The sequence below is a fragment of the uncultured Deefgea sp. genome (assembly GCF_947072475.1).
Classification (GTDB): domain Bacteria; phylum Pseudomonadota; class Gammaproteobacteria; order Burkholderiales; family Chitinibacteraceae; genus Deefgea.
The window spans coordinates 14,292-39,360 of the sequence record NZ_CAMTIA010000026.1; the positions used below are offsets into that span (position 1 = coordinate 14,292).

General features: G+C 49.3%; 25 protein-coding genes. 7 read left to right on the forward strand and 18 right to left on the reverse strand.

All coding sequences use genetic code 11. From position 1 onward, the window contains the following. Window positions 1-4: 4 nt before the first annotated feature. The 4 genes from Q0V82_RS09925 to Q0V82_RS09940 all read right to left on the reverse strand — a co-directional run bounded on the left by Q0V82_RS09925 (window position 5) and on the right by Q0V82_RS09940 (window position 3,886). Window positions 5-421, reverse strand: coding sequence for a hypothetical protein (locus tag Q0V82_RS09925; protein WP_297575300.1), 417 nt, complete (start codon window positions 419-421; stop codon window positions 5-7). 6 nt (window positions 422-427) lie between these two features. After that, on the reverse strand, window positions 428-1,708 hold the full coding sequence (locus Q0V82_RS09930) for a porin (RefSeq protein ID WP_297575302.1): 1,281 nt from the start codon (window positions 1,706-1,708) through the stop codon (window positions 428-430). Between the two features lie 166 nt (window positions 1,709-1,874). Beyond that, window positions 1,875-3,515, reverse strand: coding sequence for a chaperonin GroEL (gene groL, locus Q0V82_RS09935; protein ID WP_297575304.1), 1,641 nt, complete (start codon window positions 3,513-3,515; stop codon window positions 1,875-1,877). A gap of 86 nt (window positions 3,516-3,601) precedes the next feature. After that, window positions 3,602-3,886 carry a co-chaperone GroES gene (locus Q0V82_RS09940; RefSeq protein WP_173531806.1) on the reverse strand — a complete coding sequence of 95 codons (285 nt, stop codon included), beginning with the start codon at window positions 3,884-3,886 and terminating at the stop codon, window positions 3,602-3,604. 307 nt (window positions 3,887-4,193) lie between these two features. Between Q0V82_RS09940 and Q0V82_RS09945 the strand changes: the two genes are divergently transcribed. Beyond that, window positions 4,194-4,694 carry a TlpA disulfide reductase family protein gene (locus Q0V82_RS09945; RefSeq protein WP_297575308.1) on the forward strand — a complete coding sequence of 167 codons (501 nt, stop codon included), beginning with the start codon at window positions 4,194-4,196 and terminating at the stop codon, window positions 4,692-4,694. A 319-nt stretch (window positions 4,695-5,013) separates the two neighbouring features. Here the strand turns inward: Q0V82_RS09945 and ltaE are convergent, their stop codons facing one another. Beyond that, a complete protein-coding gene (ltaE, locus tag Q0V82_RS09950; RefSeq protein WP_297575310.1) occupies window positions 5,014-6,042 on the reverse strand; it encodes a low-specificity L-threonine aldolase in 1,029 nt (342 codons plus the stop codon). 338 nt (window positions 6,043-6,380) lie between these two features. Here ltaE and bioA point away from each other — a divergent pair, with 338 nt between their 5' ends. Together bioA and Q0V82_RS09960 are read left to right on the forward strand one after the other, a co-directional pair. Then, entirely contained in the window at window positions 6,381-7,712 is a 1,332-nt protein-coding gene (bioA, locus tag Q0V82_RS09955; RefSeq protein ID WP_297575312.1) for an adenosylmethionine--8-amino-7-oxononanoate transaminase, read from the forward strand. 18 nt (window positions 7,713-7,730) lie between these two features. Then, window positions 7,731-9,290: a hypothetical protein gene (locus tag Q0V82_RS09960; RefSeq protein ID WP_297575314.1), complete on the forward strand. Its 1,560-nt coding sequence runs from the start codon at window positions 7,731-7,733 to the stop codon at window positions 9,288-9,290. A 313-nt stretch (window positions 9,291-9,603) separates the two neighbouring features. Here the strand turns inward: Q0V82_RS09960 and Q0V82_RS09965 are convergent, their stop codons facing one another. From Q0V82_RS09965 to dusA, 13 genes are all read right to left on the reverse strand, one after another. Further along, window positions 9,604-10,563: a tyrosine recombinase XerC gene (locus Q0V82_RS09965; protein ID WP_297575316.1), complete on the reverse strand. Its 960-nt coding sequence runs from the start codon at window positions 10,561-10,563 to the stop codon at window positions 9,604-9,606. Next, window positions 10,560-11,264 carry a DUF484 family protein gene (locus tag Q0V82_RS09970; protein ID WP_297575318.1) on the reverse strand — a complete coding sequence of 235 codons (705 nt, stop codon included), beginning with the start codon at window positions 11,262-11,264 and terminating at the stop codon, window positions 10,560-10,562. Before Q0V82_RS09970 ends, Q0V82_RS09965 begins: the two co-directional genes overlap by 4 nt. 15 nt (window positions 11,265-11,279) lie before the next feature. Then, a complete protein-coding gene (dapF, locus tag Q0V82_RS09975) occupies window positions 11,280-12,110 on the reverse strand; it encodes a diaminopimelate epimerase (protein ID WP_297575320.1) in 831 nt (276 codons plus the stop codon). 145 nt (window positions 12,111-12,255) lie between these two features. After that, window positions 12,256-12,687 carry a CoA-binding protein gene (locus Q0V82_RS09980; protein ID WP_297575322.1) on the reverse strand — a complete coding sequence of 144 codons (432 nt, stop codon included), beginning with the start codon at window positions 12,685-12,687 and terminating at the stop codon, window positions 12,256-12,258. Window positions 12,688-12,701: 14 nt separating this feature from the next. Continuing rightward, entirely contained in the window at window positions 12,702-13,085 is a 384-nt protein-coding gene (locus tag Q0V82_RS09985; protein WP_297575324.1) for a Rid family detoxifying hydrolase, read from the reverse strand. Window positions 13,086-13,576: 491 nt separating this feature from the next. Beyond that, window positions 13,577-14,788, reverse strand: coding sequence for an ammonium transporter (locus tag Q0V82_RS09990; RefSeq protein WP_297575326.1), 1,212 nt, complete (start codon window positions 14,786-14,788; stop codon window positions 13,577-13,579). A 298-nt stretch (window positions 14,789-15,086) separates the two neighbouring features. Beyond that, window positions 15,087-15,653 (reverse strand): flavin reductase family protein, encoded by a 567-nt coding sequence (locus Q0V82_RS09995; RefSeq protein WP_297575328.1) that lies wholly within the window; start codon window positions 15,651-15,653, stop codon window positions 15,087-15,089. A 370-nt stretch (window positions 15,654-16,023) separates the two neighbouring features. Then, window positions 16,024-17,208, reverse strand: a complete 1,185-nt coding sequence (gene hemW, locus Q0V82_RS10000; RefSeq protein WP_297575330.1) for a radical SAM family heme chaperone HemW — start codon at window positions 17,206-17,208, stop codon at window positions 16,024-16,026. Window positions 17,209-17,322: 114 nt separating this feature from the next. After that, window positions 17,323-17,847, reverse strand: a complete 525-nt coding sequence (locus Q0V82_RS10005) for a hypothetical protein (protein ID WP_297575332.1) — start codon at window positions 17,845-17,847, stop codon at window positions 17,323-17,325. 82 nt (window positions 17,848-17,929) lie between these two features. Further along, window positions 17,930-18,151, reverse strand: a complete 222-nt coding sequence (locus Q0V82_RS10010) for a hypothetical protein (RefSeq protein WP_173531793.1) — start codon at window positions 18,149-18,151, stop codon at window positions 17,930-17,932. Next, window positions 18,148-18,747, reverse strand: a complete 600-nt coding sequence (gene rdgB, locus Q0V82_RS10015) for an RdgB/HAM1 family non-canonical purine NTP pyrophosphatase (protein ID WP_297575334.1) — start codon at window positions 18,745-18,747, stop codon at window positions 18,148-18,150. The genes Q0V82_RS10010 and rdgB overlap by 4 nt, the downstream gene beginning before the upstream one ends. Continuing rightward, window positions 18,748-19,407, reverse strand: coding sequence for a TIGR02281 family clan AA aspartic protease (locus tag Q0V82_RS10020; protein WP_297575336.1), 660 nt, complete (start codon window positions 19,405-19,407; stop codon window positions 18,748-18,750). It abuts the gene before it with no gap. 4 nt (window positions 19,408-19,411) lie between these two features. Then, complete coding sequence (gene dusA, locus Q0V82_RS10025) at window positions 19,412-20,443, reverse strand: tRNA dihydrouridine(20/20a) synthase DusA (RefSeq protein ID WP_297575338.1); 1,032 nt, start codon at window positions 20,441-20,443, stop codon at window positions 19,412-19,414. A gap of 101 nt (window positions 20,444-20,544) precedes the next feature. Between dusA and Q0V82_RS10030 the strand changes: the two genes are divergently transcribed. From Q0V82_RS10030 to Q0V82_RS10045, 4 genes are all read left to right on the forward strand, one after another. After that, complete coding sequence (locus Q0V82_RS10030) at window positions 20,545-21,666, forward strand: site-specific integrase (RefSeq protein ID WP_297575340.1); 1,122 nt, start codon at window positions 20,545-20,547, stop codon at window positions 21,664-21,666. A 106-nt stretch (window positions 21,667-21,772) separates the two neighbouring features. Further along, a complete protein-coding gene (locus tag Q0V82_RS10035; RefSeq protein WP_297575341.1) occupies window positions 21,773-22,156 on the forward strand; it encodes a hypothetical protein in 384 nt (127 codons plus the stop codon). Window positions 22,157-22,159: 3 nt separating this feature from the next. Further along, window positions 22,160-23,536: a KGGVGR-motif variant AAA ATPase gene (locus tag Q0V82_RS10040; RefSeq protein WP_297575342.1), complete on the forward strand. Its 1,377-nt coding sequence runs from the start codon at window positions 22,160-22,162 to the stop codon at window positions 23,534-23,536. A 2-nt stretch (window positions 23,537-23,538) separates the two neighbouring features. Next, window positions 23,539-25,005 (forward strand): hypothetical protein, encoded by a 1,467-nt coding sequence (locus tag Q0V82_RS10045; protein ID WP_297575360.1) that lies wholly within the window; start codon window positions 23,539-23,541, stop codon window positions 25,003-25,005. The last annotated feature ends 64 nt before the right edge of the window (window positions 25,006-25,069 follow it).

Below are 25,069 nucleotides of genomic sequence, written 5' to 3' on the forward strand. Positions count from 1 at the left end.
ATGTTTATTCCAATTTAAGCACGACTTTTACCCCGCTATTGCTGGGCAAGGTATTGGCCTCGATAAAGCCAATTTGATCTGGATTAAGGCTAATACTTTTAATGACTGAAGCTGGATCAGCTAGCCGCCGAGGTGGTTTTTGTTGACCGGCAAATTGCAATCTAGCCCAGTATGCGTCAATTTTAACCAAAGGCTTGCCAGTGAGCGCAAAGTAAAAACGGCGTCGCAATTCATCTGAATTGATTTCAATAGGTTGTAGCGGCGTGTTGTTGCCCAATAGTCGGCCTAAATAGACGTCACTGACTTGTTGTGGGGTTAAGGTTGAAACGTTACTTTGCTGATGGGTGATCACCCAAAGTTCGGCGTTGGCTGAATTTATACACAGGGCCAGTAGTGTGATGAGTAGGCTGTTTTTCATCATGTCGGCCTAAAATAAACCGTCAAATGAAAGGCTAAATACATTGGCTTTTAATGGCCCGGCCTGAGCATTGCCATCATCCCATAAGCCTTTGCCGCCATCGGCCGCGTGAATTCGATCGTATTGAAATTTGAGCGCCATTCTGGGGCGAAAATCCCAGCGAATGCCAATCGAGTAGGTCTGTTGATCGGTGTATAAACTGCCCAGAAACTGGTTTGCGCCAGCGGCTAAAGCTTGGCTTGCTGCAGCCAGCGGGGGCGGTAATGGGCCTTGCGGTAATGGCGCACGATAGCGGGCATTTTTCGACTTGGCTTGGCTGAGTGTGATATAGGGTTGAAAGGCGTCTATCCGATAGGCCGCGCTAATATATGCCCCTTCCATGTGACCATATATGACGGTTTCCGATTGCACGCGCCCCCATTCACCTTGCAACCACCAAGGGCCATTGTCATAACTAGCACCCAGTAATAAAAACTTGAGGCGACCGTCTATTTTTAAATCTTGCTGGATTTGCGTCGCACTGGGCCAAAATGGGCTGAGTTGACCAAGCCCACTAGAAAGCAAATCGGTGCCTGGCACCTTGCCTTGTAAGTTAATTTGCCCAATTGAGGTGCGTAAATGAAAGTGCTCATCGCTCCATTCGAGTGAAGCGCTGGCTAAGTCATCACCATGCACTCGAAAATCACCCACAGCGCTGCGTAGCGTTGAACTAATTCGACCCATATTTCCTTTGAGCCTGATTTCGCCATCGCCCAATTGCTGGCGATATTGAATATCGGCACCGTTGTATTGAAAAAACGGGATTAAGCCATAAAAATCTTGCACTGGCCGCACCCAAGGATAGGTGTAACCCACGTTGCGAAAATCAGACAACATAAACATATCCACGCTGAGCCGGCCTGCACGGATGCTCCAATTTTCATTCGGGCGATAGCGCAAAAAAGCCCAGTCGACGGCATCTCCATTCGCGTAATCAACCCCGTCGCGGGCGGTCACTTGTAAGGCGGCACTCCATTGCGGGGTAAAATCGGCGAGTAGCTGCACACCAACGCGGCTATCGGTGATCGCTGAGGTACGGTCGTGATGGGTATTGGATTGCGATAGGTCGCGAATATACTGGCTGGCGCTGTCATTGTGGTTAATGCCTAAGGTATAAAAACCACTGATGCTTAATCGGTCTGCAGGTTTTACTTCGTCAATCTGAAGGTGAGGGTCTAATTCAATTTCTTCGGCAGCCGTGGCCGTGGCGGTGTACAGCATCAATATACTGAGGCATATAAAGAATTTCACAGCACAGCCTTGGTGAATGAGTTCGGGCACCCTTTAATTTGGCTGAGGATTGGTCTGTTTTCAAGGTAAGCATTTATTTGTTTTGGTGACAGCAATGCTTGGACGTAAAAAAACCGACGTTCGCAAACGCCGGTTTTGATCTTTTCTTGCCAAGGCAAGGCGGGTATTACATCCCCATGCCGCCCATACCACCCATGCCGCCCATATCTGGCATGCCAGCTGAGTCATCTTTTGGCAATTCAGCAATCATGCAGTCCGTGGTCAACAACAAGCCAGCCACAGAAGCTGCGTGTTGCAAGGCTGAACGCGTTACTTTAGTTGGATCAAGTACACCCATTTCAACCATGTCGCCGTATTCGCCAGTTGCCGCGTTGTAACCGAAGTTACCTTTGCCTTCCAATACTTTCGATACCACAACGCTTGGCTCTTCACCCGCATTTTGTACAATCTGACGCAATGGCGCTTCGATCGCACGTAGAACGATTTTGATACCGGCGTCTTGATCAGCGTTAGCGCCTTTCAATTCAGTGATGGTAGAACGAGCGCGAAGCAATGCTACGCCGCCGCCAGCTACGATGCCTTCTTCAACCGCAGCGCGAGTGGCATGCAATGCGTCTTCTACGCGGGCTTTTTTCTCTTTCATTTCCATTTCAGTAGCCGCGCCAACCTTGATCACCGCAACACCGCCGGCCAATTTGGCGACGCGTTCTTGCAGTTTTTCACGATCGTAGTCGCTAGTAGAAGCTTCAACTTGCTGACGAATCGTGGCAACGCGTGCTTTGATTGCGTCTTCTTGACCAGCGCCGTCGATGATGATGGTGTTTTCTTTACCCACTTCGATGCGTTTGGCTTGGCCGAGCATAGACAATTCAGCTTTTTCTAGCGTCAGGCCGACTTCTTCAGCAATCACAGTACCGCCAGTCAAGATAGCGATGTCTTCTAACATGGCTTTACGACGGTCACCAAAGCCAGGGGCTTTAACGGCAACAGTTTTCAAGATGCCACGGATGTTATTGACTACCAAGGTCGCCAATGCTTCGCCATCCACGTCTTCAGCAACGATCAACAATGGACGACCGGCTTTCGCTACGCCTTCCAAGATCGGTAGCAAGTCACGGATATTGCTGATTTTTTTGTCGAACAACAACACGAATGGATTGTCGAGCAAAGCAATTTGTTTTTCTGGATTGTTGATGAAGTACGGGCTCAAATAGCCACGATCGAACTGCATCCCTTCAACCACGTCCAACTCATCTTCCAAGCCAGTACCGTCTTCAACGGTGATCACGCCTTCTTTGCCGACTTTTTCCATCGCAGCCGCGATTTTTTCGCCGATGATTTCGTCAGAGTTCGCCGAGATCGAGCCAACTTGAGCGATTTCTTTGGTTGACGTGCATGGCTTAGAGATGTTTTTGAGTTCGGCCACCAAAGTGATCACGGCTTTGTCGATACCGCGCTTCAAATCCATTGGGTTCATGCCGGCAGCAACGTATTTCATGCCTTCTTGCACGATGGCTTGTGCCAATACGGTGGCCGTCGTGGTGCCGTCACCGGCGATGTCAGAAGTTTTAGACGCCACTTCTTTCACCATTTGCGCGCCCATGTTTTCGAATTTGTCTTTCAATTCGATTTCTTTGGCAACAGAAACACCGTCTTTAGTGATGGTTGGTGCGCCGTAAGAACGCTCAAGCACCACGTTACGGCCTTTAGGGCCTAAAGTTACTTTAACGGCATTCGCCAATACATTTACACCAGCAACCATTTTTGCGCGGGCGCTATCGCCGAAGATTACTTCTTTTGCAGCCATTTTTTATTCTCCAATCATTATGTAGGGTGGATTAGCGCTGGCAAAGCCAGCGCGTAATCCGCCGAATTTTCGGAATTACTTAAGTCTTATTCAACAATCGCAAAGATTTCTTCTTCGCGAACAACGATGAGTTCTTCGCCGTCGATTTTTACGCTTTGTGCGTATTTGCCGAGCAATACTTTGTCGCCAACTTTAACTGTCAGCGCTTGAACGCTACCGTTTTCCAATACTTTGCCAGCACCAACAGCAACCACTTCACCCATGTCTGGTTTTTCAGCAGCGCTACCAGCGAGCAAAATGCCTGATGCAGTTTTAGCTTCAGCTTCAACACGTTTGATGACCACACGGTCGTGCAATGGACGAATTTTCATGGGTTTAAAACTCCTGAGTATTGAACAGTCGTTAGAGGTATAAATTTGTTTGTACAAGCAGGTGTTTAGCACTCTACTTGCCTGAGTGCTAAATGGTAAGGGCGAGGCCCACCTTTTTCAAGAGCGGGCGCGGTTTTTTTTATTGTGTCACGTTGGGCAGCACGCTATTGGGGGTATGGGGCTGAGCCGTAAAAAAATCAATGCAAGCCACGCTATACGTTAAGTCATTTTCCATTCAAAATAGCGTGGTGTTTTTTAGTTAAAATGCCAAATGCTCAGTACTTTGGTCAAATGAAGGATGCTGTAAATGAAACTCGGTTTCAAAATTGCGCTCACTGCGGTATTGATTGGCGCGGCGGCGCTGGTATTTAATACCTTTAACGCAGCAGAAAAAATGCCGCTCAAGCAAACCATGACGACCATGGCGGGCAAGCCGATTCAAATTGCCGATTATCAAGGCAAGGTGGTGCTGGTTAATTTTTGGGCCACCAGCTGCACCGGTTGTATCGCCGAAATGCCCGGATTGGTGGCAGCGCAAAATAAATTGGGCAAAGACAAATTGATCACCATCGCCGTGGCGATGAGTTATGACAACCCGACGTATATTCAAAACTATTTGGCCAAAACGCCGCTGCCTTTTGAAATGGTGTACGACCAAAGTGGCGAGATTGCGCGCGCTTTTGGTGAGGTGCAATTAACGCCAACGTCGTTTTTACTCGACCCGAAAGGGCGTTTGATTAAAAAAATCGTCGGAGAGCTTAGCGAGCAGCAATTGATTGATATCGTGAATCAGGCGCATGGCAGCTAGTTGGCCAAGTGGTGCGAGATGTAAAAAATGGCGCGAAGTTCGCGCCATTTTTATTGCTGCCAAACGTTAACAGGCTCCGCGTTGTGCAGGTTACGAGCTGATGGTGGTAAGAGTATCGCGGCATTCCCTCTCCCTTGATGGGAGAGGGTTAGGGTGATACAACAAAGTGCCGCTCAACACCCCCATCCCAGCCTTCCCCCATCAAGGGGGAAGGGGCTACAGTCGATTTATTCAAACGCGTGCAATTTAAAAATCAACACCAAATCCAAAAAATACTCAGATCATTGGGTATATTGATCTAATCTATTTTCAATATAGTTTAGCGAGCAATACCCGCTTTAATTGCTTGGCTGACGCGGGCGAGGTCGGTCTCTTCAATTTGCCAGTGTGTCACCAAACGCATTGCGCCGTGTTCCGGTGGGTTGGCTTTAATATTGGCATTGGCCAAGCTTTGCATCAGCTGGTCGACATCAATCTCGCGGCTAAAGTTAAACCACACCATATTGATTTGCACCGAATCCAGATCGATGACAATGCCGTCAATTTTTGCCAATTGCGCGGCTAATAATTTGGCGTGGCGATGATCGTCTGCTAAGCGCGCAGTCATTGCATTGAGTGCCAATAAACCGGGCGCGGCCAATACGCCCACTTGGCGCATGCCACCGCCGAGCAATTTGCGTTTTTTGCGCGCTTTGGCAATCAGCGCGTGGCTGCCGGCCAAGATCGAGCCGACCGGTGCGGCCAAGCCTTTGCTCAGGCAACACATCACGCTATCGCAATACTGGGTGATTTCTTTGACATCGACTTGTAAAGCGCTGGCGGCATTAAATACCCGCGCGCCATCTAAATGCACTGGCACGCCTTCGGCTTGCGCTACTTGCCAAATTTGCTGCATGGTTTCTAGCGCAATCACCCGGCCATTGGAATGGGCATTTTCAACGCAAATTAACGCGGTTTTCGGTTCGTGAATATCCACGCCATGGCGAATTTTTTTGCGGATTTTTTCGGCGTTCATCGTCCCTAAGTCGCTATCGATGGTTCTAAGCTGCACGCCACTAATTAAGGCGGCGCCGCCAACTTCATGCCAAACGATATGGCTATCATCGCCAACAATGACTTCGTCGCCCGGTTGGCAGTAGCTCAAAATCGCCAATTGATTGCCAAAAGTGCCGGTCGGCACGAATAAGGCCGCTTCTTTGCCTAAGCGCTCAGCCGCAGCCGTTTCAAGGGCGATCACCGTCGGGTCGTCGCCATACACATCGTCACCGACAATGGCCTCGGCCATGGCGGTGCGCATGGCGGCAGTAGGATGGGTGACGGTATCGCTGCGCAAGTCGAGTATTTTCATCAGAAAGGCCAGTGTGAAACAAGGGAGTGCCTCAGTCTAAAGTTCGCTGCGCGCTGGCGTCAATCATTCTGACGATGCTTTGGGGTCTGAATAATTACATTTTCTGAGGGGTTGTTGACGACATTGGCTTGGCTAACCACGTATGCGCTGATTGTGGCTTGAGGCAAGGCCACGTAAGCAGGGCGCTGTTTGCTGCGGAGCATACGCTGAGTAAGGACTCGGGTTGACGGCTTGCGCCTAAAGCAAATCGTCCTCGCGGTGGGGGCATGCCAACAGAGCTTGAGGCGGGGCAGGGGTGATGCTGTTAAAATGCCCAAATTGAAATTTTAGGTTTTCTTATGACTGAGCAAATACTTCCCCAGCACGCCAATCAAGCCTTATTAGATCGCAGTTTGGCGGCGGTTTGGCATCCGTGCACGCAAATGAAGCGCCATGAAACTTTGCCGCTGATTCCTATTGCCCGTGGCGATGGCGTTTGGTTGTATGACGCCGATGGCACGCGCTATCTGGATGCGGTATCGAGCTGGTGGGTGAATTTATTTGGCCATAATCAAGCACAAATTAAGGCGGCGATTACGCAGCAAATGGATCAGCTTGAGCATGTCATGTTGGCGGGCTTTACCCATGAACCGGTGGTGGCGTTGTCCGAGCAATTGGCCGAGTTGACGGGACTTGGCCATGCTTTTTACGGCTCGGATGGCGCGTCGGCTACCGAAATCTCACTCAAAATGGCGGCGCATTATTGGCGTAATTTAGGGCTGCCGGCCAAAAACCGCTTTGTGTATTTGCAAGACAGCTACCACGGCGAAACGATGGGTGCATTATCGGTGACCGATGTGCCGATTTTTCGTCAAGCCTACTCGCCCTTGGTGCGCGAGAATTTTGCCGTACAAAGCCCAGATGCTCGGCAAGCTCAGCCCGGCCAAACTGCGCGCGACGTGGCCTTGTGGGCGATTGAAGACTTGGCCCGCGTGTTGGCCGCGCAGCATCATGAGATTGCTGCCTTGATTGTTGAGCCTTTGATTCAGGGCGCGGCGGGCATGGCGATGTACGATCCGATCTATTTACAACAAGCGCGCGCGCTGTGCGATCAATATCAGGTGTTATTGATTGCCGATGAAATTGCCGTTGGCTTTGGCCGCACCGGCACGATGTTTGCCTGCGAGCAAGCGCAGATTAAACCCGATTTGATTTGTCTTTCTAAGGGTATTACTGGGGGGTATTTGCCGCTAGCGGCCGTACTTTGTACTGATTCGGTCTATACTGCCTTTTATGCTGATGAAACGGCCAAAGCTTTTTTGCACTCGCATTCGTATACTGGCAATCCATTGGCCTGCGCTGCCGCGTTGGCGACGTTGGCGATTTTTCGCGATCAAGACGTGATTGCGCAAAATCAGCGTAAGGCCGCCGAGTTTAATCGCATTTTTGCGCCACTGGCTACGCATCCACGCGTTCGGCATTGGCGAAATTGTGGCATGATTTGGGCTTTCGAAATTGCTGACGCTCCGGCGCAATTTGCCACGCTTTGCTTTACAGAAGCCTTAAAAGAAGGCTTGTTATTGCGACCGATTGGTCATACGGTTTATTTTATGCCGCCGTATATTATGACGGCAGAAGACGCTCAATTTCTGCTAGCAGGCACGCTCAAAGCCTTGGCGCGCTGCTGGTAATCACCGAGCATATTGTTTATGTCTTTATTCTTGACCTTGCCAGACCCAGACCCTAAATTAGCCCGCGCTGTAGAAACCAATCCGCAGCAGCTACGGCAATGGTTGATTGCTTTGCCAGCCGGCGCGCAAGAAGCTGGCCGGATGCTGCTCGACGCCTTGTCGACGTTAAATCGCATCAAGCTTGAGCCCGAAGAGCGGATTAAATTACTGCAAGAATATCAAAATTCTTTGGAAATGCTGACCGGCGCTTTTGAATCGGCCTATGCCTCACCCGGCTTGCCGATGAAAGACTCAGCCCGGCAAGCGGCACAATTGGCGCTGAATTTATGGGGCGAAATGGCGCTAGGTTGGAAGCTAGCGCTGATGGATAAGGTGGAAAAAAAATTCACTTTTTTCACTTCGTCCAAAATGCTGCCGGTGTTATTGCAAGCGGTGATGTATTGCTTTTGGCGGGTTTACCAAGTGTGTAGCCGTTTGTTTCAACCGATGCCCAGTGGCATGTGGGCGGAGATTCATCAGGTATTTCGTTACGCGGCAGAAAATCGCTTTTTAGATGAGCGCAAAACCGATAATCCCAAAGAAAAATCGGCCCGACCGCTGGCCACTTTGTATAAGCAAATCCTGTTACTGGCCTTGGCCGATCCGCAGCGATTTTCTGGTGCTGAGCTGGATAAAATCATCGAAATTATCGAAAGCTATGCGATGTATGCGCACTTTCAACCGGTGAGTAAATTAAATTCCAGCGCAGGGTTTTTTTTGGTCGAGCTAGAGCTGGATCAGCCGCCGCATTTTGTGGGCAATCGCTCGCTGGAGCAATTGCCAGGCCAGTCGATTTTGGTAGATACCATTGAGCTAGCCAAAAAACTGCATAAAGCCGAAATGAATGTCGAAGCCAAAGTGCCGCTGGCCAATGATAGGCAAAAAGTACAAATGTGGTTAGAAATCTTGCGGCGAGTGATTCGGCAATGGAGTATTTCGCCGCAGCGGTTGTATCAACGGATTCCAGCGCAAAGCCTGGTCGAAGTGGCGCTGGGGTTTCAGGCCACCGTACAGCAATTGAACGACGGTTTGCCGCTGACCAATCAACCGGCAGATCTGACTGAACAATTGGCCGCAATCAATGATTTAGAGCGCAGTGTAATGCCGTGGCAAGTGGTCAATGAAAGCCCGGGCGGTTATGCCATTTTGGCGCGTGATTTGCCCAGTGAGCAGGCTAAACCCGGTGAAATTGTCGCGATTCGGGCCAATGGCGGCCAGAGTTGGATGGTGGCGTCGATTCGTTGGCTGCAACAACGCCATGACGGGGCGACGGAAATGGGCTTGCAAGTAATGAGCGCCAAGGCCCAACCGGTGTTGATGCGGCCACTGCAAAGTGCCGTGGCCAATCAAGTGGCGATATTGCTGCCGGCTATTGCGGTGCTACAGCAAGCGCAGCGCATTATTGCGATTAAGGGCAGCTATACCCCGCTGCGTGAATTTATGCTGCTGACTACTGAGGGCGTCAGCATTAAAATCCGCAGCGCAAAATTGATTGAGCAGCAGATGGGTTATGACTTGTTTGAATATACCAGTGCTTGATCGGGGCGATGTTTAGATTACGTGTTAATGGTTTTAAGTGCCTGCGGCACGGCTGTTTACAGTCGCAGTCCGCGACTGGGACCCTCTTTCTTTGACTCGCCAAAGAAAGAGGGGGAAAGAAAGGCGACCCGAGCGCGCCCAGCTCCGCTGTGCCCTCGATCGTCGTGAGCCAAACGATATAGCTGTTTGTCTCACTCCTCACTCGGTGCGCTTAGACGGGTTTTAAAGCCCAAGCCCGACGAGCGCGGCACAGCATCAACATCCAATCTGAACAAAGCCAAAATAATTCAATGTATATCGATGTAGGCTTTGATTATTCAGGCTTAGGGCCAGATACCTCGGTGTTGTTGTCTGGTATTTTGGCTCTCGGGTGGGCTTTGTCGTAGCTTTGGGCTAAATGCTGGAAGTCTAAATGCGTGTAAACCTGCGTGGTGGCGATGCTGGCGTGGCCGAGTAATTCTTGCACTGCGCGCAAATCACTCGACGATTGCAATAAATGGCTGGCGCAGCTGTGGCGTAGTTTGTGCGGGTAGAGCGGCTCGGTTAGACCGAGTTTTTCTTGCCACTGCCGTAGTCGCAATTGCACCGCGCGCGGCGTGAGCGGCGTGCCTTTATTGCTAACAAAAACGGTTTGCGTATTTGGGTGCGCCAATTGGGTGCGAATCAATAGCCAGCGACGAATCGCTTCTACGGCCATTTTGCCGATCGGCACTAGCCGCGTTTTATTGCCTTTACCGGTCACCGTGGCCATGCCGTGCAATAGATCGAGCTCGATCAGTTTAAGTGACACCAGCTCGCTGACCCGCAGCCCCGAAGAATAGGCGAGTTCAAAAATGGCTTTGTCGCGTGAGGCCAGCGGGTCTTCGTCGGGCATATGCTCTAAAAAACCCACCACATCATCGACATTCATTGCCGCTGGCAAGGCTGGGCGATGCTTGGGTGCTTTGACGCCTTCAATCGGATTACTCGACCAATGAAAGTCACGGCACATCAGCCGATAAAACGCCCGCCAAGCCGACAAGGTGCGCGCAATGGATCGTCCCGATAAACCACGGCTGGCCAATTGCCGCACAAAACCGCGCACATCTAGCGGGCTGAGCGAGGCTAAATCGCGCACGCCAACGCAGTCGGCCAATAGCTGTAAATCATGCTGGTAGGCTTGGTGCGTATGGGGGCTGGCGGCTTTTTCGCCGTGTAAATAGCGAAAAAAATGCGCGAAATGCTGCGCCGTTGCTTCTGGCACAACTTGGCTTGGGCGGCGAATCGGCTTCAAGTGAGCTCGGCCTCGGTTTCTAAGATGGGCTCGGCATTCAGTATTGGGGTTAGCGGCACCACGCGGCGAATGACGGCTGAAACCAATTCAGCTAAACGTTGTAAGTACAGCGTGCCCATTTCCGGATAAAAGCGCTCTGGATCGGGGCTGGCCAACACCAAAATCCCAAACGGCAGCTCGCCAGTACGCAGCGCGCATTGGACAAAAGACTTCAGATCGCCCGTTTCTAGCGCAAACCAATTTAATACGTCATCGGTCACGTATGGCCCGCAATACGGGCTGCTTAGATTGTCGACCAGCTTGTGAATGCTGTCCTCAACTGGGGTGAATTCCAATAGATTGGAGTCAATATTGGGCAGCCATAAGCGCAGTGCCAAATGCGGTACCGCAAAGCGCGCTTTGAGGTGGTATTCCAAAGTACCGATGATGCTTGGCAAGTCTTCGGCTTTCATTAAATCTACGGTGAGCTGGTGCAGCATGTCCGAGATATGGTCGTTTTCGATGCCAAACTGTAACAATTCGCCCAGACGTGCTTCGAGTAAGCGATTTTTATCGCGCAGCGTGAGGAGTTGTCGCTCAGCCAATGAAACGGCCTGACCGCGATGAGGGTGCGGCACATAGATTTCAGCGAGATCATCGGCAAACGCATCAAAAAATTCTGGATTTTGTTGTAACCACTGTACGACTTCATTGGCTTGCATATGGATATCCTTAGGTTAAACCTCAATCGTGCCGGTAAAGACGGTGACAGCCGGACCGGTCATCATCACGGGGTGCGCGTCGCCCGCCCAGCTAATGGTTAAATCGCCCCCTCGGGTATGCACAATCACCGTGGCGTCGAGTAAACCTCGGCGTATCCCCGCGACAACCGCAGCGCAGGCGCCGGTGCCACAAGCGAGGGTTTCGCCTGCTGCGCGCTCATACACCCGCAAGCGAATTTCATTGCGGCTTAAAATCTGCATAAAGCCAGCATTCACTTTTTGCGGAAATCGCGGGTGATTTTCAATCAAAGCGCCATGCAGCGCCACTGGCGCGGTATCGACCGATTCAACCACTTGCACCGCATGTGGGTTGCCCATCGAGACCACCGAAATATCATAAACTTGGCCATCGACAATCAGCGGATCAATCATTGCTTCATTGGGGGCAATAAACGGGATGTCTGCTGGGGCAAAGCGTGGCGCGCCCATATTGACGGTGACATTCCCATCGAGCTCGAGGCGCGGGTAGATCACGCCTTTGGCGGTTTCTACGGCGATTTCGGTTTTGTCGGTCAGGCCCTGCTCAACGACAAAGCGCGCAAAGCAGCGTGAACCATTGCCGCATTGCTCAACTTCGGAACCATCGCAATTAAAAATGCGATAGCGAAAATCGATGCCGGGTGTAGCGCTGCTTTCGACCAGCAGCAGTTGATCAAAACCAATGCCAAATTGCCGATGACCGAGCTGCGCAATTTGCTGGTGACTGAGGGCTACGGTTTGGCGCACGCCGTCGATCACCATAAAGTCATTCCCGAGGCCGTGCATTTTGCTGAAGTTGAGTTTCATGATTTTGGCGATATTTTAAGGTGTGCTAAGGCTACGCTGAGCCTGCCTATCAGTGCAAGCTTGTTGAAATAGAATAATGAAAAATGCGGCCAAATTAGCGATTGAGCGTATTGGCATCGCCATTAAAGGCGTTGCGCCGCTTATTTTAAAGCATTCTTTCGGGAAATAAGCGCTGGTATTCGGTCATTAAACAACGATCCATCACGATGCACAGCCCCGCAGCTTGAGCGCGTAAGGCGGCGGCTTCATCATCAATCCCTTTTTGCAACCAGATCAGTTTGATGCCCAAAGCAATCGCTTGATCAACAACGTCGCTAACGATTTCGCTGCGAACAAACACATCCACACAATCGATCGGCGTGGTGACGTCGCTTAATTGTCGATGCACCGCTGCGCCTAAAATTTGCGCCTGTGGTTTGGCGGTGATCGGAATGATGGCAAAACCCCAAGTTTGCATCCGCTGGCTAACGATATAACTGGCCCGCTGCGGTTTGTCCGACAGCCCAACGACGGCAATGGTGCGCGTCATCTGCAGCAAGGTTTTAATTTGGGCGTCGGGTGGGTTTTGAAAGCGCATCGTGCCTCTCAATCTTAGTGGTTTAACACCATCACGGCATCGGCTTCAACCAATGCGCCTTTAGGCAGTGCCGCAGCTTGGACTGCCGCGCGCGCTGGAAACGGTGCGCTAAAGTATTCGCTCATAATGGCATTGAGTTGGGCAAAGTTGGCCAAATCGACGACAAAAACGCCCAGTTTTACGATGTCGGATAAATCGCCGCCGGCTGCTTGGCAAACGGCGCGTAGATTTTGAAATACGCGGTGCGCTTGCGCTTCAAAACCATCGAGCAAGACGCCTGACGCAGGATCAAGCCCAATTTGGCCAGATAAATACACCGTGTCGCCCACTTTAATGGCTTGCGAATACGTGCCTACAGCGGCGGGGGCTTGCTCGGAATGAATAATCGATTTGCTCATTTGGAGCACTCCTAGAGAGGGGAAATCGCCAGCAGTAGTGGCGGCGATGATATTAAGCGGGTTTTGTTTGTAGAGTTTACTGCAATTTGACTTGATTTTGACAGTGTTCTGGCTAGTAAAAACTTTGAGCCGACATGAAAATCGGCTTAAGGTTTTGCTGGCTGCACTGGTTTAACGATGAATCAAGTAGGCTATATATAGACGAGGTATCGCTCTGCTCAGTAGTTAATACTTTGTTTGTAGCTAAATACCCTATGGTTTAAGGCCAGGTTCAGATTGGGTGTTGATGGTGCGTATCGCGGCATCGATGGGTGAGGGCGAGGGTGATACAACAAAGTGCACAACACCCCCATCCCAGCCTTCCCCCATCAAGGGGGAAGGGGCTGCAGTCGATCTGTTTAAACGTGTGCAATTTCAAATATCCACACTCAATCTGAACATTGCCGGTGAAGTCGCTTCAATCGCCAAGCCAGTGAGCCAATCTTATCGCCTTAATTGTTTTTATCAAAAAAATACGCCCGCTCGCCGTGTAAGGCTTCGTCTAGGCCTTCTTCTTCCTCGGCAACGCTAACGCGTGGTTTGTGGATTAATTTCATAATCACCCAAGTAATGGCAAAGGAATACACCGCCACTAACACCACGGCAATCAATTGAATAATGAATTGATGTAAGCCGCCGTTGATATCGTCAATCGCACGGTTGGCTAAAATCCCCACTAACAGTGACCCCGTCACACCGCCAACGCCGTGCGCGCGAAAGACTTCGAGCGCGTCGTCGTATTTAAAGCGCGATTGCAAGGTTTTGGCAAAGTAGCACGCCGTTGCGCCAATCGCGCCAATCAGCACCGCAGCCCAAGGCTCGACATAACCTGCCGTTGGTGTAATGGTGGCTAAACCCGCGACGCCACCGACTAAGACGCCAGAAAAACTCGGTTTGTCTTCAAAGCGCCAAGCGAGCATGAGCCAGACCACCATCGCCACCGCGCCGGCTACCGCCGTGTTGACAAAAGCATACGCGGCCAAAGCATTGGCGGCATACGCGCCACCGGCATTAAAGCCAAACCAGCCAAACCACAGTAAACCCGCACCCACCGCTACCAGCGGTAAGCTGCTGGCTTCTGGCTGGTCATCGGGCGCAATATCGCGGTTTCCTAAAAACATCACCGTGGCCAAGGCGGCAAACCCAGCTGATGTGTGCACGACAATCCCGCCAGCAAAGTCGATCACGCCCAGTTTGGCCAAAAAGCCACCCCCCCAAATCCAGTGCGCTACGGGCACATACACTAGCAGCATCCACAGTACGATAAATTTGAGATACGCCTTAAAATCAAAGCGCTCGGCAAACGCGCCAGTAATCAGCGCTGGCGTGATGATGGCAAACATCATTTGATAAGCAAAAAACATAATAAACGGTATCGATGGTGCGTAATGCGGATGGGGCATCGCGCCAATGCCGCTAAAGCCAAAGTAAGTTAAATCACCAATCACGCCGCCGATATCGGGGCCAAAAGCCAAACTAAAACCACCAAAAATCCACACAATCGAAATCACGCCCATTGAGATGAAATTTTGCATCATGATCGACAGCATGCTGCGGCTGCGGGTGAGCCCGCCATAAAACATCGCCAGCCCCGGCGTCATCAAGCACACCATCGCCGTACATAAAATGATAAAGGCGGTATCGCCGGTATTAATAAGGTACATGCTGCTCTCCTATTTACGATTGATTCGCTGGGCAACAACGGCGCCACGCTTGGCCACTGCCTTGAAGCGTCAGCGAATGACGGCCGCTTAATTATGGTATAGCGCACTTGAAACTGCTGACTTAGTCAGATTGTAATCTTCAAGATTGCTTGGGGACATAATAAGCCAGTGTAAATAGTGCAATTAATTGTTTATTGCTTTTGTAGCTTGTAATTAAATGCTGAGCAGGATGAAAAAAACGCCATGGCGTAGGTGCGATGGCGTTTTGTGGGATGCTGGTTTGCAACGAGATGGCGATTTAGGGACGTTTATTGGCGTTGATCGCATACGGCTCGGGGTGAACGCGGCCATTGTGTAGCAGATCATCGGCGGTATAAATATGCACGATTTCAATCAGCAATAAATCGGCGGCAATCGGTTGGCCGACTTCGATATGCTGCATTAAACGCCCTTCGAGGGCGACGGCGCAGTTTTCGATGCGCGGGGTTTTGACCGCTTGTGAGGCGGCAAACATTAAACCGAGTGCATCAATCTGCGCTTGGCTGGGCGGGGTGCTTGAACCCGTGGCGTGCACTGCCGGCGCATGATCGTGTGATGGAATATGAATAACGCAATCGCCACCATTGAGTAGATTTTGCGCCGTGTCTTTTTGCTCGTTCAGCCCGCTTTGATCTTGGCGGCGATTGACGCTGAGCGACACAATCAGCGGCTCGCTACTGACAATATTAAAATAAGAAAATGGCGCGATATTGATGCTGCCATTGGCATTGGTGCTCGTCACCCAAGCAATCGGCCGTGGCACCACGCAGTCGGTAATCAGATTGTATTTTTCACTTGGCGAAAGCGCCGTAACAGGCCATTCCATTGTGTAATCCAGAGGTATATGGCGCTAGCCATTGATTATTAATTGTTAGGTGAATATACCCAGATGTTCAGCCACAGGCAATTGGCTTAAGCCGCAAATCAAGCTGAGCTCGCGGTGGTGTTCACTTAAAAAAGCTTTTTGACGCAGAGGCGCAGAGACGCGGAGAAAAACAAAGTAAAACCAGAGTAAAACAAGAACAAGTCGCCGCTTCACGCTCCGTGCCTAATCGTGGTTTGAGTCCTGAATTGGTTTTTCTCTGCGCCTCTGCGTCTCTGCGTTGGCTTTTCAATGTCTCTGCGTCGGCGGTTTTCGCTGAAGTGAACACAGCCCGTCGCATCGCTATGCGGTGCATTGTACTGCGCCTTGCCGCTTAATCTGGCAAAAATCGTTCCATCAGCACATTTAAAAAGCGCTGGCCCTTGAGCGTTGGGCGTACATGGTGCAAATCTCGCTCGAGTAAGCCCTCAGTACAGGCGCGCTCAATTTCGTAAACAATTTTACTCATTGGCAAACCGGTGCGCTCGCTAAACAGCGCAATCGGAAAACCACCAGTTAAGCGCAGCGTGTTGAGCATAAATTCAAACGGCAGCGCGGATTTTTCGATGATTTCTTCGCTTTGAATCGCCGAGCCCATCGCCATTTTGGCCAGATATTCAGTGGGCTGCTTAAAGCGCGCTTGGCGAATGATTTTATCGTGAAAACTGATTTTGCCATGCGCCCCAGCGCCAATGCCAAGGTAATCACCAAATTGCCAGTAATTTAAATTATGTTGGCTGCGGTGATCTTTGCTTGGGTGTTGCTTATAAAAAGCACTGGTTTCATAGTGGCCAAACCCAGCTTGCGCGAGCTTGGCCTCGATCATTTCTTGCATATCGGCGGCCAAATCGTCATCAGGCAATGCTGGCGGATAGCGGTGAAACAGCGTATTGGGTTCGAGCGTTAAATGGTAGGCGCTCAAATGCGTTGAGCCGCAGGCAATCGCTTGGTCGATATCGGCCTCGGCCTCGGCGAGCGTTTGCTTAGGCAGGGCATACATTAAATCGAGATTAAAATTATCAAAGTGCTGCGCGGCGATCTCAATGGCGCGCAGGGCTTCGTCGCGATTATGGATGCGGCCTAAAGCACTTAAGTGCGTGGCATTAAAGCTTTGAATGCCGATGGATAAGCGATTAATCCCCGCAGCGCGGTAGCCAGCAAATTTTTCGATTTCAAACGTGCCCGGATTGGCTTCTAGGGTAATCTCGGCGTCGGGGTTGAGTTTGATGCGCGCGCGAATCGCCTCGAGCAAGCGATCCATACTGGCGGCCGAAAACAAACTCGGCGTGCCGCCGCCCATAAAAATACTCGATACCGATCGGCCCCAAACTTGCGGCAGATTGCTTTCTAAATCGGCAATCAGCGCATCGATATAGCGCTGCTCTGGAATGCCGTCTTTGACCGCGTGCGAATTAAAATCGCAATACGGGCATTTGCGCACGCACCAAGGAAAGTGAATATAAAGTGCCAACGGGGGCAGGGCGGTTAGGCCCGATTGCGAGAAAGAAACGGTTTGCATAGGGCCTAACAAATTAGGGCTGAGCAAGGCCAGCCCTAAGGTAAGAAATAAAACGAAGGTTTAGACGTCAATCAACCGCTTTGGTGGCCGTAGCCTCAAAACGGTTGTAGGGGCTTATTTTGCTTTTTGGCTATTGGCAAAATTGAGCATGTCATTGAGGGTTTTAAAGTCAGGTGACCCTTTTTTGATGTCCATCTCGCCCGCCGCTAAATACGTAAAGTAGCGTTGGCAAGCTTGGGTTGGGCCATCTTTTTTGGTCATGTCTTCAATGATTTTATTCGATTGGTCGTTATTGGCTTTGAGTAATTCGCCGCTCACTTTTTTGGCTTCGTCGGCACCGGCGGATTCTTTTACGAAATCAAGAAAGGCGGTCACATAACCATAATGCATACCAAGGTAGGCTTTATTGCGTTCGATATAGCCTTTGGTGGCCGAATTGATCAGCCCTTCGGTTTGTTCGATTTTGCAGTTTTTGGCCATTTTTTGCATCACCACCAAAGACGTGCTTAAGTTGCCGGCGGCTTTGTTGCGCTCGGCGGTGAATGGCGATGCGACTTCGGGTTTAGAGGTGTCTGCAGCTTTGGCGGCAAAGCAAGACAGCGGCAACATCAGGGCAAGGGCAAGTAATGTTTTTTGCAATTTAAACGACCTTATTAAAAATGTAATCATCAAGACAGTAACTGGCTAATCCTGCTTCAAGCCGGATCTTAGCTGGCATCACTTATTTTTGATAGGGATTATGCACACTCTGCACGAGGCGCTGTAGTACGTCACGCATTTGGGCTTCGGACACTTCCATCAATACGCCATCTTCAAATAAGTCTTGCGCCATTTGGAGTAGCTCATCGAGGTTTTCGTTCATTACTTTAACTTTTTCGGTGCACGATACCACGCTGCCATCGTCTCTTACCCAGCGGGCCCAACGACTTTCATCCTGACTCACAGCCCAGTTTCCTTCAGTTGTTCAATTAATTTGATGAGCGCTTTGGCGCGATGCGAAATCAGTGCTTTCTCGTTGGCCGTCATTTGCGCCACGGTTTTCGCAAAATCAGCGCGCCAAAACAGCGGATCATAGCCAAAACCACCGTCACCCAATGGCGTAGTTAAGATTTCGCCAATGCAAATACCATCGGCAATCAATGGCTGAGGATCGTGACTGCTACGCACTAATACCAAGGCGGCATAATACCAAGCGCGGCGATCGGCGTGCGATGCCATTTGCTCAATCAATTTATTATTATTGCGCGCGTCTGATTTGGGCTCGCCCGCATAGCGTGCCGAATACACCCCCGGCGCGCCACCCAGCGCATGCACGCACAAGCCAGAATCATCGGCCAGCGCTGGTAAACCCGTTTCCCGCGCTGCATGCCGTGCTTTGGCCAGCGCATTTTCAACAAAAGTATCAAAGGGCTCGGGGCATTCACTCACGCCAAGCTCGCCTTGCGGGATGACTTCTAAATCAAAGTCAGCCAATAAATGGTTGAATTCTTTGACTTTACCAGCGTTATTGCTGGCTAACACAATGCGTTGCTTTGCCATTTAATAGGCCTTTTTACTTAAAATCATCAGTTCTTGTTCGCGCTTCATTTGAAAGCGGTTGAGCGTGCTCATGCCGATTAAAATTGGGCTGTTGTCGTTACTATCGCGCACCACCAAATCGAGATTATACAGCGTTACATTGCCGATTCTGGCTTTGGGCAACACAATCAGCCACGAGCGAATCACGCCATTGGCGGTGTGGGAGCGCATCGGCTGGCCGTTTTGATAGTTCAGCTTCAGCTGGTTGGCCACATTGGCCGACATCGACAAATGCGTAGCGCCGGTATCAATCACCCCAGTCTGGCTTTGGCCATTAATCGCCACCTCGGCGAGGTAATGCCCACCTTGGCTGGGTGAGAGCACCACGCTACTGTCGCCATCGCTTGGCGTGGCCGCCGAAATCACATAGCCCTCGCCTAAACCCAAACGCCGTTGCCGGCCATTACTGGCCTCAATCACCGCCGAATCGGCAGCAATCGAAATCACCTTAATTCCGCCCACAGTTTGGCCGATTTGCAAGGTTTTCTTTTGCCCATTCAACTGAAAAATCGCCTTGCTGCCCATTGTGGCTAAAAGTGTCATTTCATCGGCCATGGCCAACGGTGGTAATGCCAATAACAAGCCAGCACAGAGTGCCGTGAGGGGGCGAATGGGCAGCATAGTTTTAATCCTGACGAGATTCGACAATATTAAGCGCTTCTTCAATCAAGCGCCAATCGGCGTTTTTAAGCAAAGCCGCATCCGACAACATCCGCCGCCAATGCCGAGCACCGGGCCGGCCTTGGTACAAACCTAAAATATGCCGCGCCACATAGCGTAACGGCGTGCCTGCCGCGAGCTCAGCATCGACAAAACCGCGTAAGTCTTCCATCACCGCGCGGCGCGTGGTTTCAACGTGCGGCGCACCATAAATCGCCGCATCCACTTCGCTTAAAATCCACGGATTATGATAAGCCTCGCGCCCGAGCATTACGCCATCCACATGCTGCAAATGCATTTGGCTATCGGCAATGGTGGTGATGCCGCCATTAATAATGATCTCTAGCGCGGGGAAGTCTTGCTTGAGCTGATAGGCATAAGCATATTTAAGCGGCGGAATATCGCGGTTTTCTTTCGGGCTAAGGCCTTTTAAAATCGCATTTCTGGCGTGCACAATAAATGTGCTGCAACCGGCATCGGCCACATGGCCGACAAAATCGCGAACAAAGCTGTAATCCTCAATCTGATCAATGCCGATCCGGTGCTTCACCGTAACGTCGATACTGCACGCATCGCGCATGGCTTTAACCGCATCGCTCACTAAATCAGGTTCCAGCATCAAGCAAGCGCCAAACGAGCCCGACTGCACTCGCTCGCTAGGGCAACCCACATTCAAATTGACCTCGTTATAACCCCATTGCTCGGCCACCTTGGCGCAATGCGCCAAATCAGCCGCATTCGAGCCGCCCAATTGCAGGGCGATCGGGTTTTCTGACGGATCAAACCGCAAATGCCGCATCGGATCGCCATGAATAATCGCCCCGGTATTTACCATCTCGGTATACAGCCAAGTGTGCTGGCTCAATTCGCGAGCGAATCGACGGTAAAAGCGGTCTGTCCAATCGAGCATCGGCGCGATGCAGAAGCGCCGAGACGGTGTAACCGTTGAGTTTGCTAGGTTTAAGTCTTGATTTGTCTGGGTTTCTATATTCGGCATGGCTACAGTGTTCTGCGGGTTGTCGGGGTATTGTGTTGCTTCTGGTGCTATTTAAGTGCTATTTTCAAGCGCTAAAAATCACGAATAGCACTGGGGTAAATATGGCTTCTATTTTACGCGTTGAAAACAAAGATGGCTCAATTTCTTTTCAAGCCCAAGTACGGCTAAGGCGTGGTGGAAAAATCGTTTTTAATGAGAGCCGAAATTTTAAGGTGCAGGGTGTTGGCGCTCGTGCCGAAGCTTTGGCCAAGCGACTCTGCGAAGATTGGGCCGAAGCGCTCACGGAGAAAATGCAGAGTGATACCGAGCTCTATAAACGCAAACAGAGAGGCGTTACCGTAGCCAAGTTGATCGAGCGCTATATTGCATTCGTCGAGCAAGATAAAAAAATCGGTGATTCTAAACGAAGCGTGTTGGGGATCTTGATGCGCTCAAATTTGGGTGCCCTGGCATTGTCGGACCTAAATACTGCAGCGGTTATTGGTCATTGCCGAGATCGCCGTGCGCAAGGCGCGAAACCGCAAACGATTATCCAGGATGTGATTTACCTCGGTGGTGTACTGAAATGCGCTAAACCCTATTTTAATATAGTGGTCGATTTAGAAGAATTTGAACAAGCCAAGGTGCAGGTGCGATCACTTGGGTTGACCAGTAAATCTGCTGAGCGCGATCGCCGCTTGCAGCCGAGTGAATTGAGCGCCTTTTTAGCCGCTGCTCAAGCCACCGCACACAAAGGCTTCATCCCCATCGCCGATATCGTGCGCTTTGCGATTGCCACCGGCATGCGCCAAGGCGAAATCGTTGGGCTACGTTGGGCCGATTTAAACGAGAAAGATCGCACCATCCTCATCCGCAATCGCAAAGACCCACAAGAAAAGCTGGGCAACAATCAAACTGTTCCCTTATTAGGTGAGTCATTTTCAATTGTTAAATCGCAAGAAAGAGCTGACGAACGGATATTCCCGTACCATGCTGACAGTGTAAGGGCGCGTTTTGAGCGGCTGTGTGTGTTGGCAGGAATTACAGATTTAACCTTTCACGATCTGCGCCATGAAGGCATTAGCCGACTATTTGAGCAGGGCTACCAGATTCAAGAAGTGGCCTTGGTATCGGGGCATAAGAGCTGGAAAAACTTGGCGAGGTATACGCAGCTAAGGGCGGTGGATTTGCATCGGGAAGTGGCGGAGCCTGTGGTATTGAGCGGGCGGAGTGATCGGCGATAAATAATTCAAACGCCGAATGAACTTTCAAAATGACAATGTCGACTTAAGTTCAAAGTGGTTGATCACAATTTATGGTAAAACACTTACCAAAAGCTAGGGGAAAAACATGGATGATTATAAAAGTGCTGCTGTACGGCATTTTTCTGACGCTAAGTATTTATTTGATTCAGGTAAGACTGATAATGCAGGGCATCTGATTGGTTTTGCTGCAGAGTGCGCAATAAAATATAAAATTACTACTCTAAGGCCAGGTCAAAATGCGCCGCATGGGCACTTTCCGGACATTGTTGGTGCTGCAAAAAGACACTTAGCTGGTCGTAATCCAGCTGCATTCGGTATGTTGCAGCATTTGAATGCTGGTGGGTTGGATGGATGGAATGTTAATCGCCGTTATAACCAAACTGGCGTTACAACTAGTGAAGAGCTGGCATCGTGGTTTCAATTTGCACAGCGGCTACTGGCAACTACAGGTATTAAGGAACGTGGGTAAATTATGACAGTGTATTTTGATGACTCTCTTCGAGTTTTTGTTGCATTAGTTCAAGAGGAATGGGGCGCAAGTTTTATCTCAAACAATCTTTTTTTGAGAGATATAAATGGGCGATTGACGTTTATTATTCTGAATAATTCTAAAGATAGTGCAGAGCGAATTTCTCTTGCGGCTAAAGCTGAAGCCATTCTTGGCTCATATGTTGATAGTGATGGATTTTCAGTTGCTACACCTGAAGAGTTGTTTGATGATCGTCTTAATATTGATGCTGCACTCAAAGTAAAATTAACGATTGCACAGAATGAAGTCGAGGTGAATCTTATTGATCGACGTATGGTTGGTGCGGATTGGCTTCGTGCACCTGCCCCAAGTGCTAGAAACCCTTTGCGCTTTGTATTTGCGAGTATTAAAGGTGGTGTGGGGCGATCTACTGCTTTGTGTGTTTTAGCCGCTCATCTTGCTGCGAATGGGCTCCGTGTTTTAACTGTTGATATGGACTTAGAGGCTCCTGGCCTTGGTAATCTGCTTTTACCTGAAGGTACTTTACCAAAATTTGGGTTGCTTGATTATTTGGTTGAGCAAGGGATAAATCCTGAGTTAGAAGATTCATTTTTCAGCGATATGATTGCATCCTCATGGTTAGGTGGCGGTGTTGGTCGAGTTGATGTGATTCCTGCTATTGGTCAGTTAAGCCTTGAGAATCCTGAAAATGTACTAGCTAAGATTGCAAGAGCATATATGGATGGTGGCATAAACGAAAATAGTAATGTCGCATATAGTTTTAGCGACCACATTAGCAAACTAATTGATATATTTGCTAAGCCATATGATTATGATGTGGTTTTGGTTGACGCAAGAGCCGGATTGCATGAAACAAGTGCTGCAGCAATTATTGGATTGGGTGCGGAGATACTTTTTTTTGGTGTCGATCAACCTCAAACCTTTTCTGGATACGAACTCTTATTTGCACATTTAGCTAACCTTAATATTGATGATAATGACGATTGGCGTAATAGAATACGTTTTATTCATGCAAAGGCCTTAGCTGACTCAAGGAAACGTTCAGAGTTTATTCAAAAAATAGAACAATTAGCGGAGAGAACTATTTACCCTCAAGTAGCATCTAGTGTGATTGTCGACCTAAATTCTCTAAGTAGTTCTTTTGAGGTTGAATGGGATGAAAATTCTGATATCTCTGAGTCAGTAATTAATGATTTGAACAGCATTTCTGTTATTGCTATTGCTAATGATGATCGTTTTAATACATTCGATCCAATTGTTGATCGTGACTCTCTTGGCGAGTCTGTTTATCAGGCAACATATGGTGATTTTGTTTCGGAAATAATGAATTCTATTGCTTTGAATCGAATGGGGAATTAAAAGTGGATCATTCTTTAGGATTTAATGCTATAAGGCAATCTCTGTCCAAAATTCCCTCTGATCATGATGCCACAGGTGAACATCGCCCTACAGTAAATGAAATTTACACTCCGGAACTTCATGCTTCTGCATTAGATCTTAATACGCCTGTGGTAGTAGGTGCTCGAGGAGCTGGAAAGAGTTTCTGGGCTGGAGTGCTTGAGCAAGATGATACCAGAGCTGTCGCTGCAAAATCATATCCTCATCTTGGTTTGGATAGGCTTGTTGTAAGGGCTGGATACACTGGATTTGCAACAGAGGGTGTTGTGTCGCCTAAAACTATTGATGCTAGAGTACCCAATGGCGAAGAGGAAAACTTAGCGTTTGATTTTTGGCAAGCAGTTATTATTCGTGCTGCAAGATCTGTTTTTGCAGATGAAAATTCATCTGTTAAGCAAATTATGCAAGAGTTTAGCGATCCTGAAGATGCTCAGCTCGAATTTAAAATTCTTGATAAAAAAATTGCAGAGTCAGATAAAATATTGCTTGTTAGCTTTGATGCTTTGGATACTTTGTCTAAAGATTGGAAGCGCTCCACTTTATTATTAGACGCTTTGTTTGAAGTTATATGGTCATTAAGAGTACGTCGAGCTATTCGCGCAAAGATTTTTATTCGACCAGAACAGCTAAACGATGAGAGTTTACGCTTTATAGAAATGCCAAAGTTACGGAGTTCGTGTGTTGAGTTGAGTTGGTCCCAAGTTGAATTGTATGGGCTTTTATTTTGGCGGCTTATCCAAACATCAAGTTTAACAACTACCAAGGCCATTAATGATTTGGCGCTTTTAGCTGGCGTACCTAAATTTGATGGAAAGGTTAATAGCCTTCGTAACTGGCCTTTAATTCGTGCTAAAGACTCACAGCAGTTTGTAATGGAGCAAATGGCTGGGCCTTACATGGGGCGAAGCAGTAAAAAAGGCGGCACTTATGATTGGCCATATAATCATCTTGCTGATGCAAAAGGAAAAGTTACTCCAAGGAGCTTTATAAAGCTTTTTGTCGAGGCAGCAAAGCATGAACCAATGGTTGAGGGACAAGTCATTTCTGCTGAGGGGATTCGACATGGTCTTCGTGAAGCGTCGAAAGTTAGGGTTGAGCAGCTTGTGATTGAATATAAGTGGATTAAACGGGCCTTAGCTCCCTTAGCTGGTCTTACTGTGCCATGTACAGTGGATGCAATTTACGAAAGATGGAGTGTGAGTAATACAATAAATATTATATTAGCTGCGTCAGAGAACGAAGATAGTGGGTTTATGCCACCTTTTCCTATTAAAACTAGGAGATCTCATGATGAATTACTCATTGAGGCAATGGAAAAAATTGGTGTATTTTCATTTCGTGTAGATGGGCGTATAGATATACCAGACCTTTTCCGAGTTGCTGCACGTATGCTTAAAAAAGGTGGTACTACTCCAACTAAAAGTAAGTAACTATAGGTATAATGCCGTTCACTTAAGCCAAGTGAACGGCATTTTTTATCTCCGTTACTTCGTA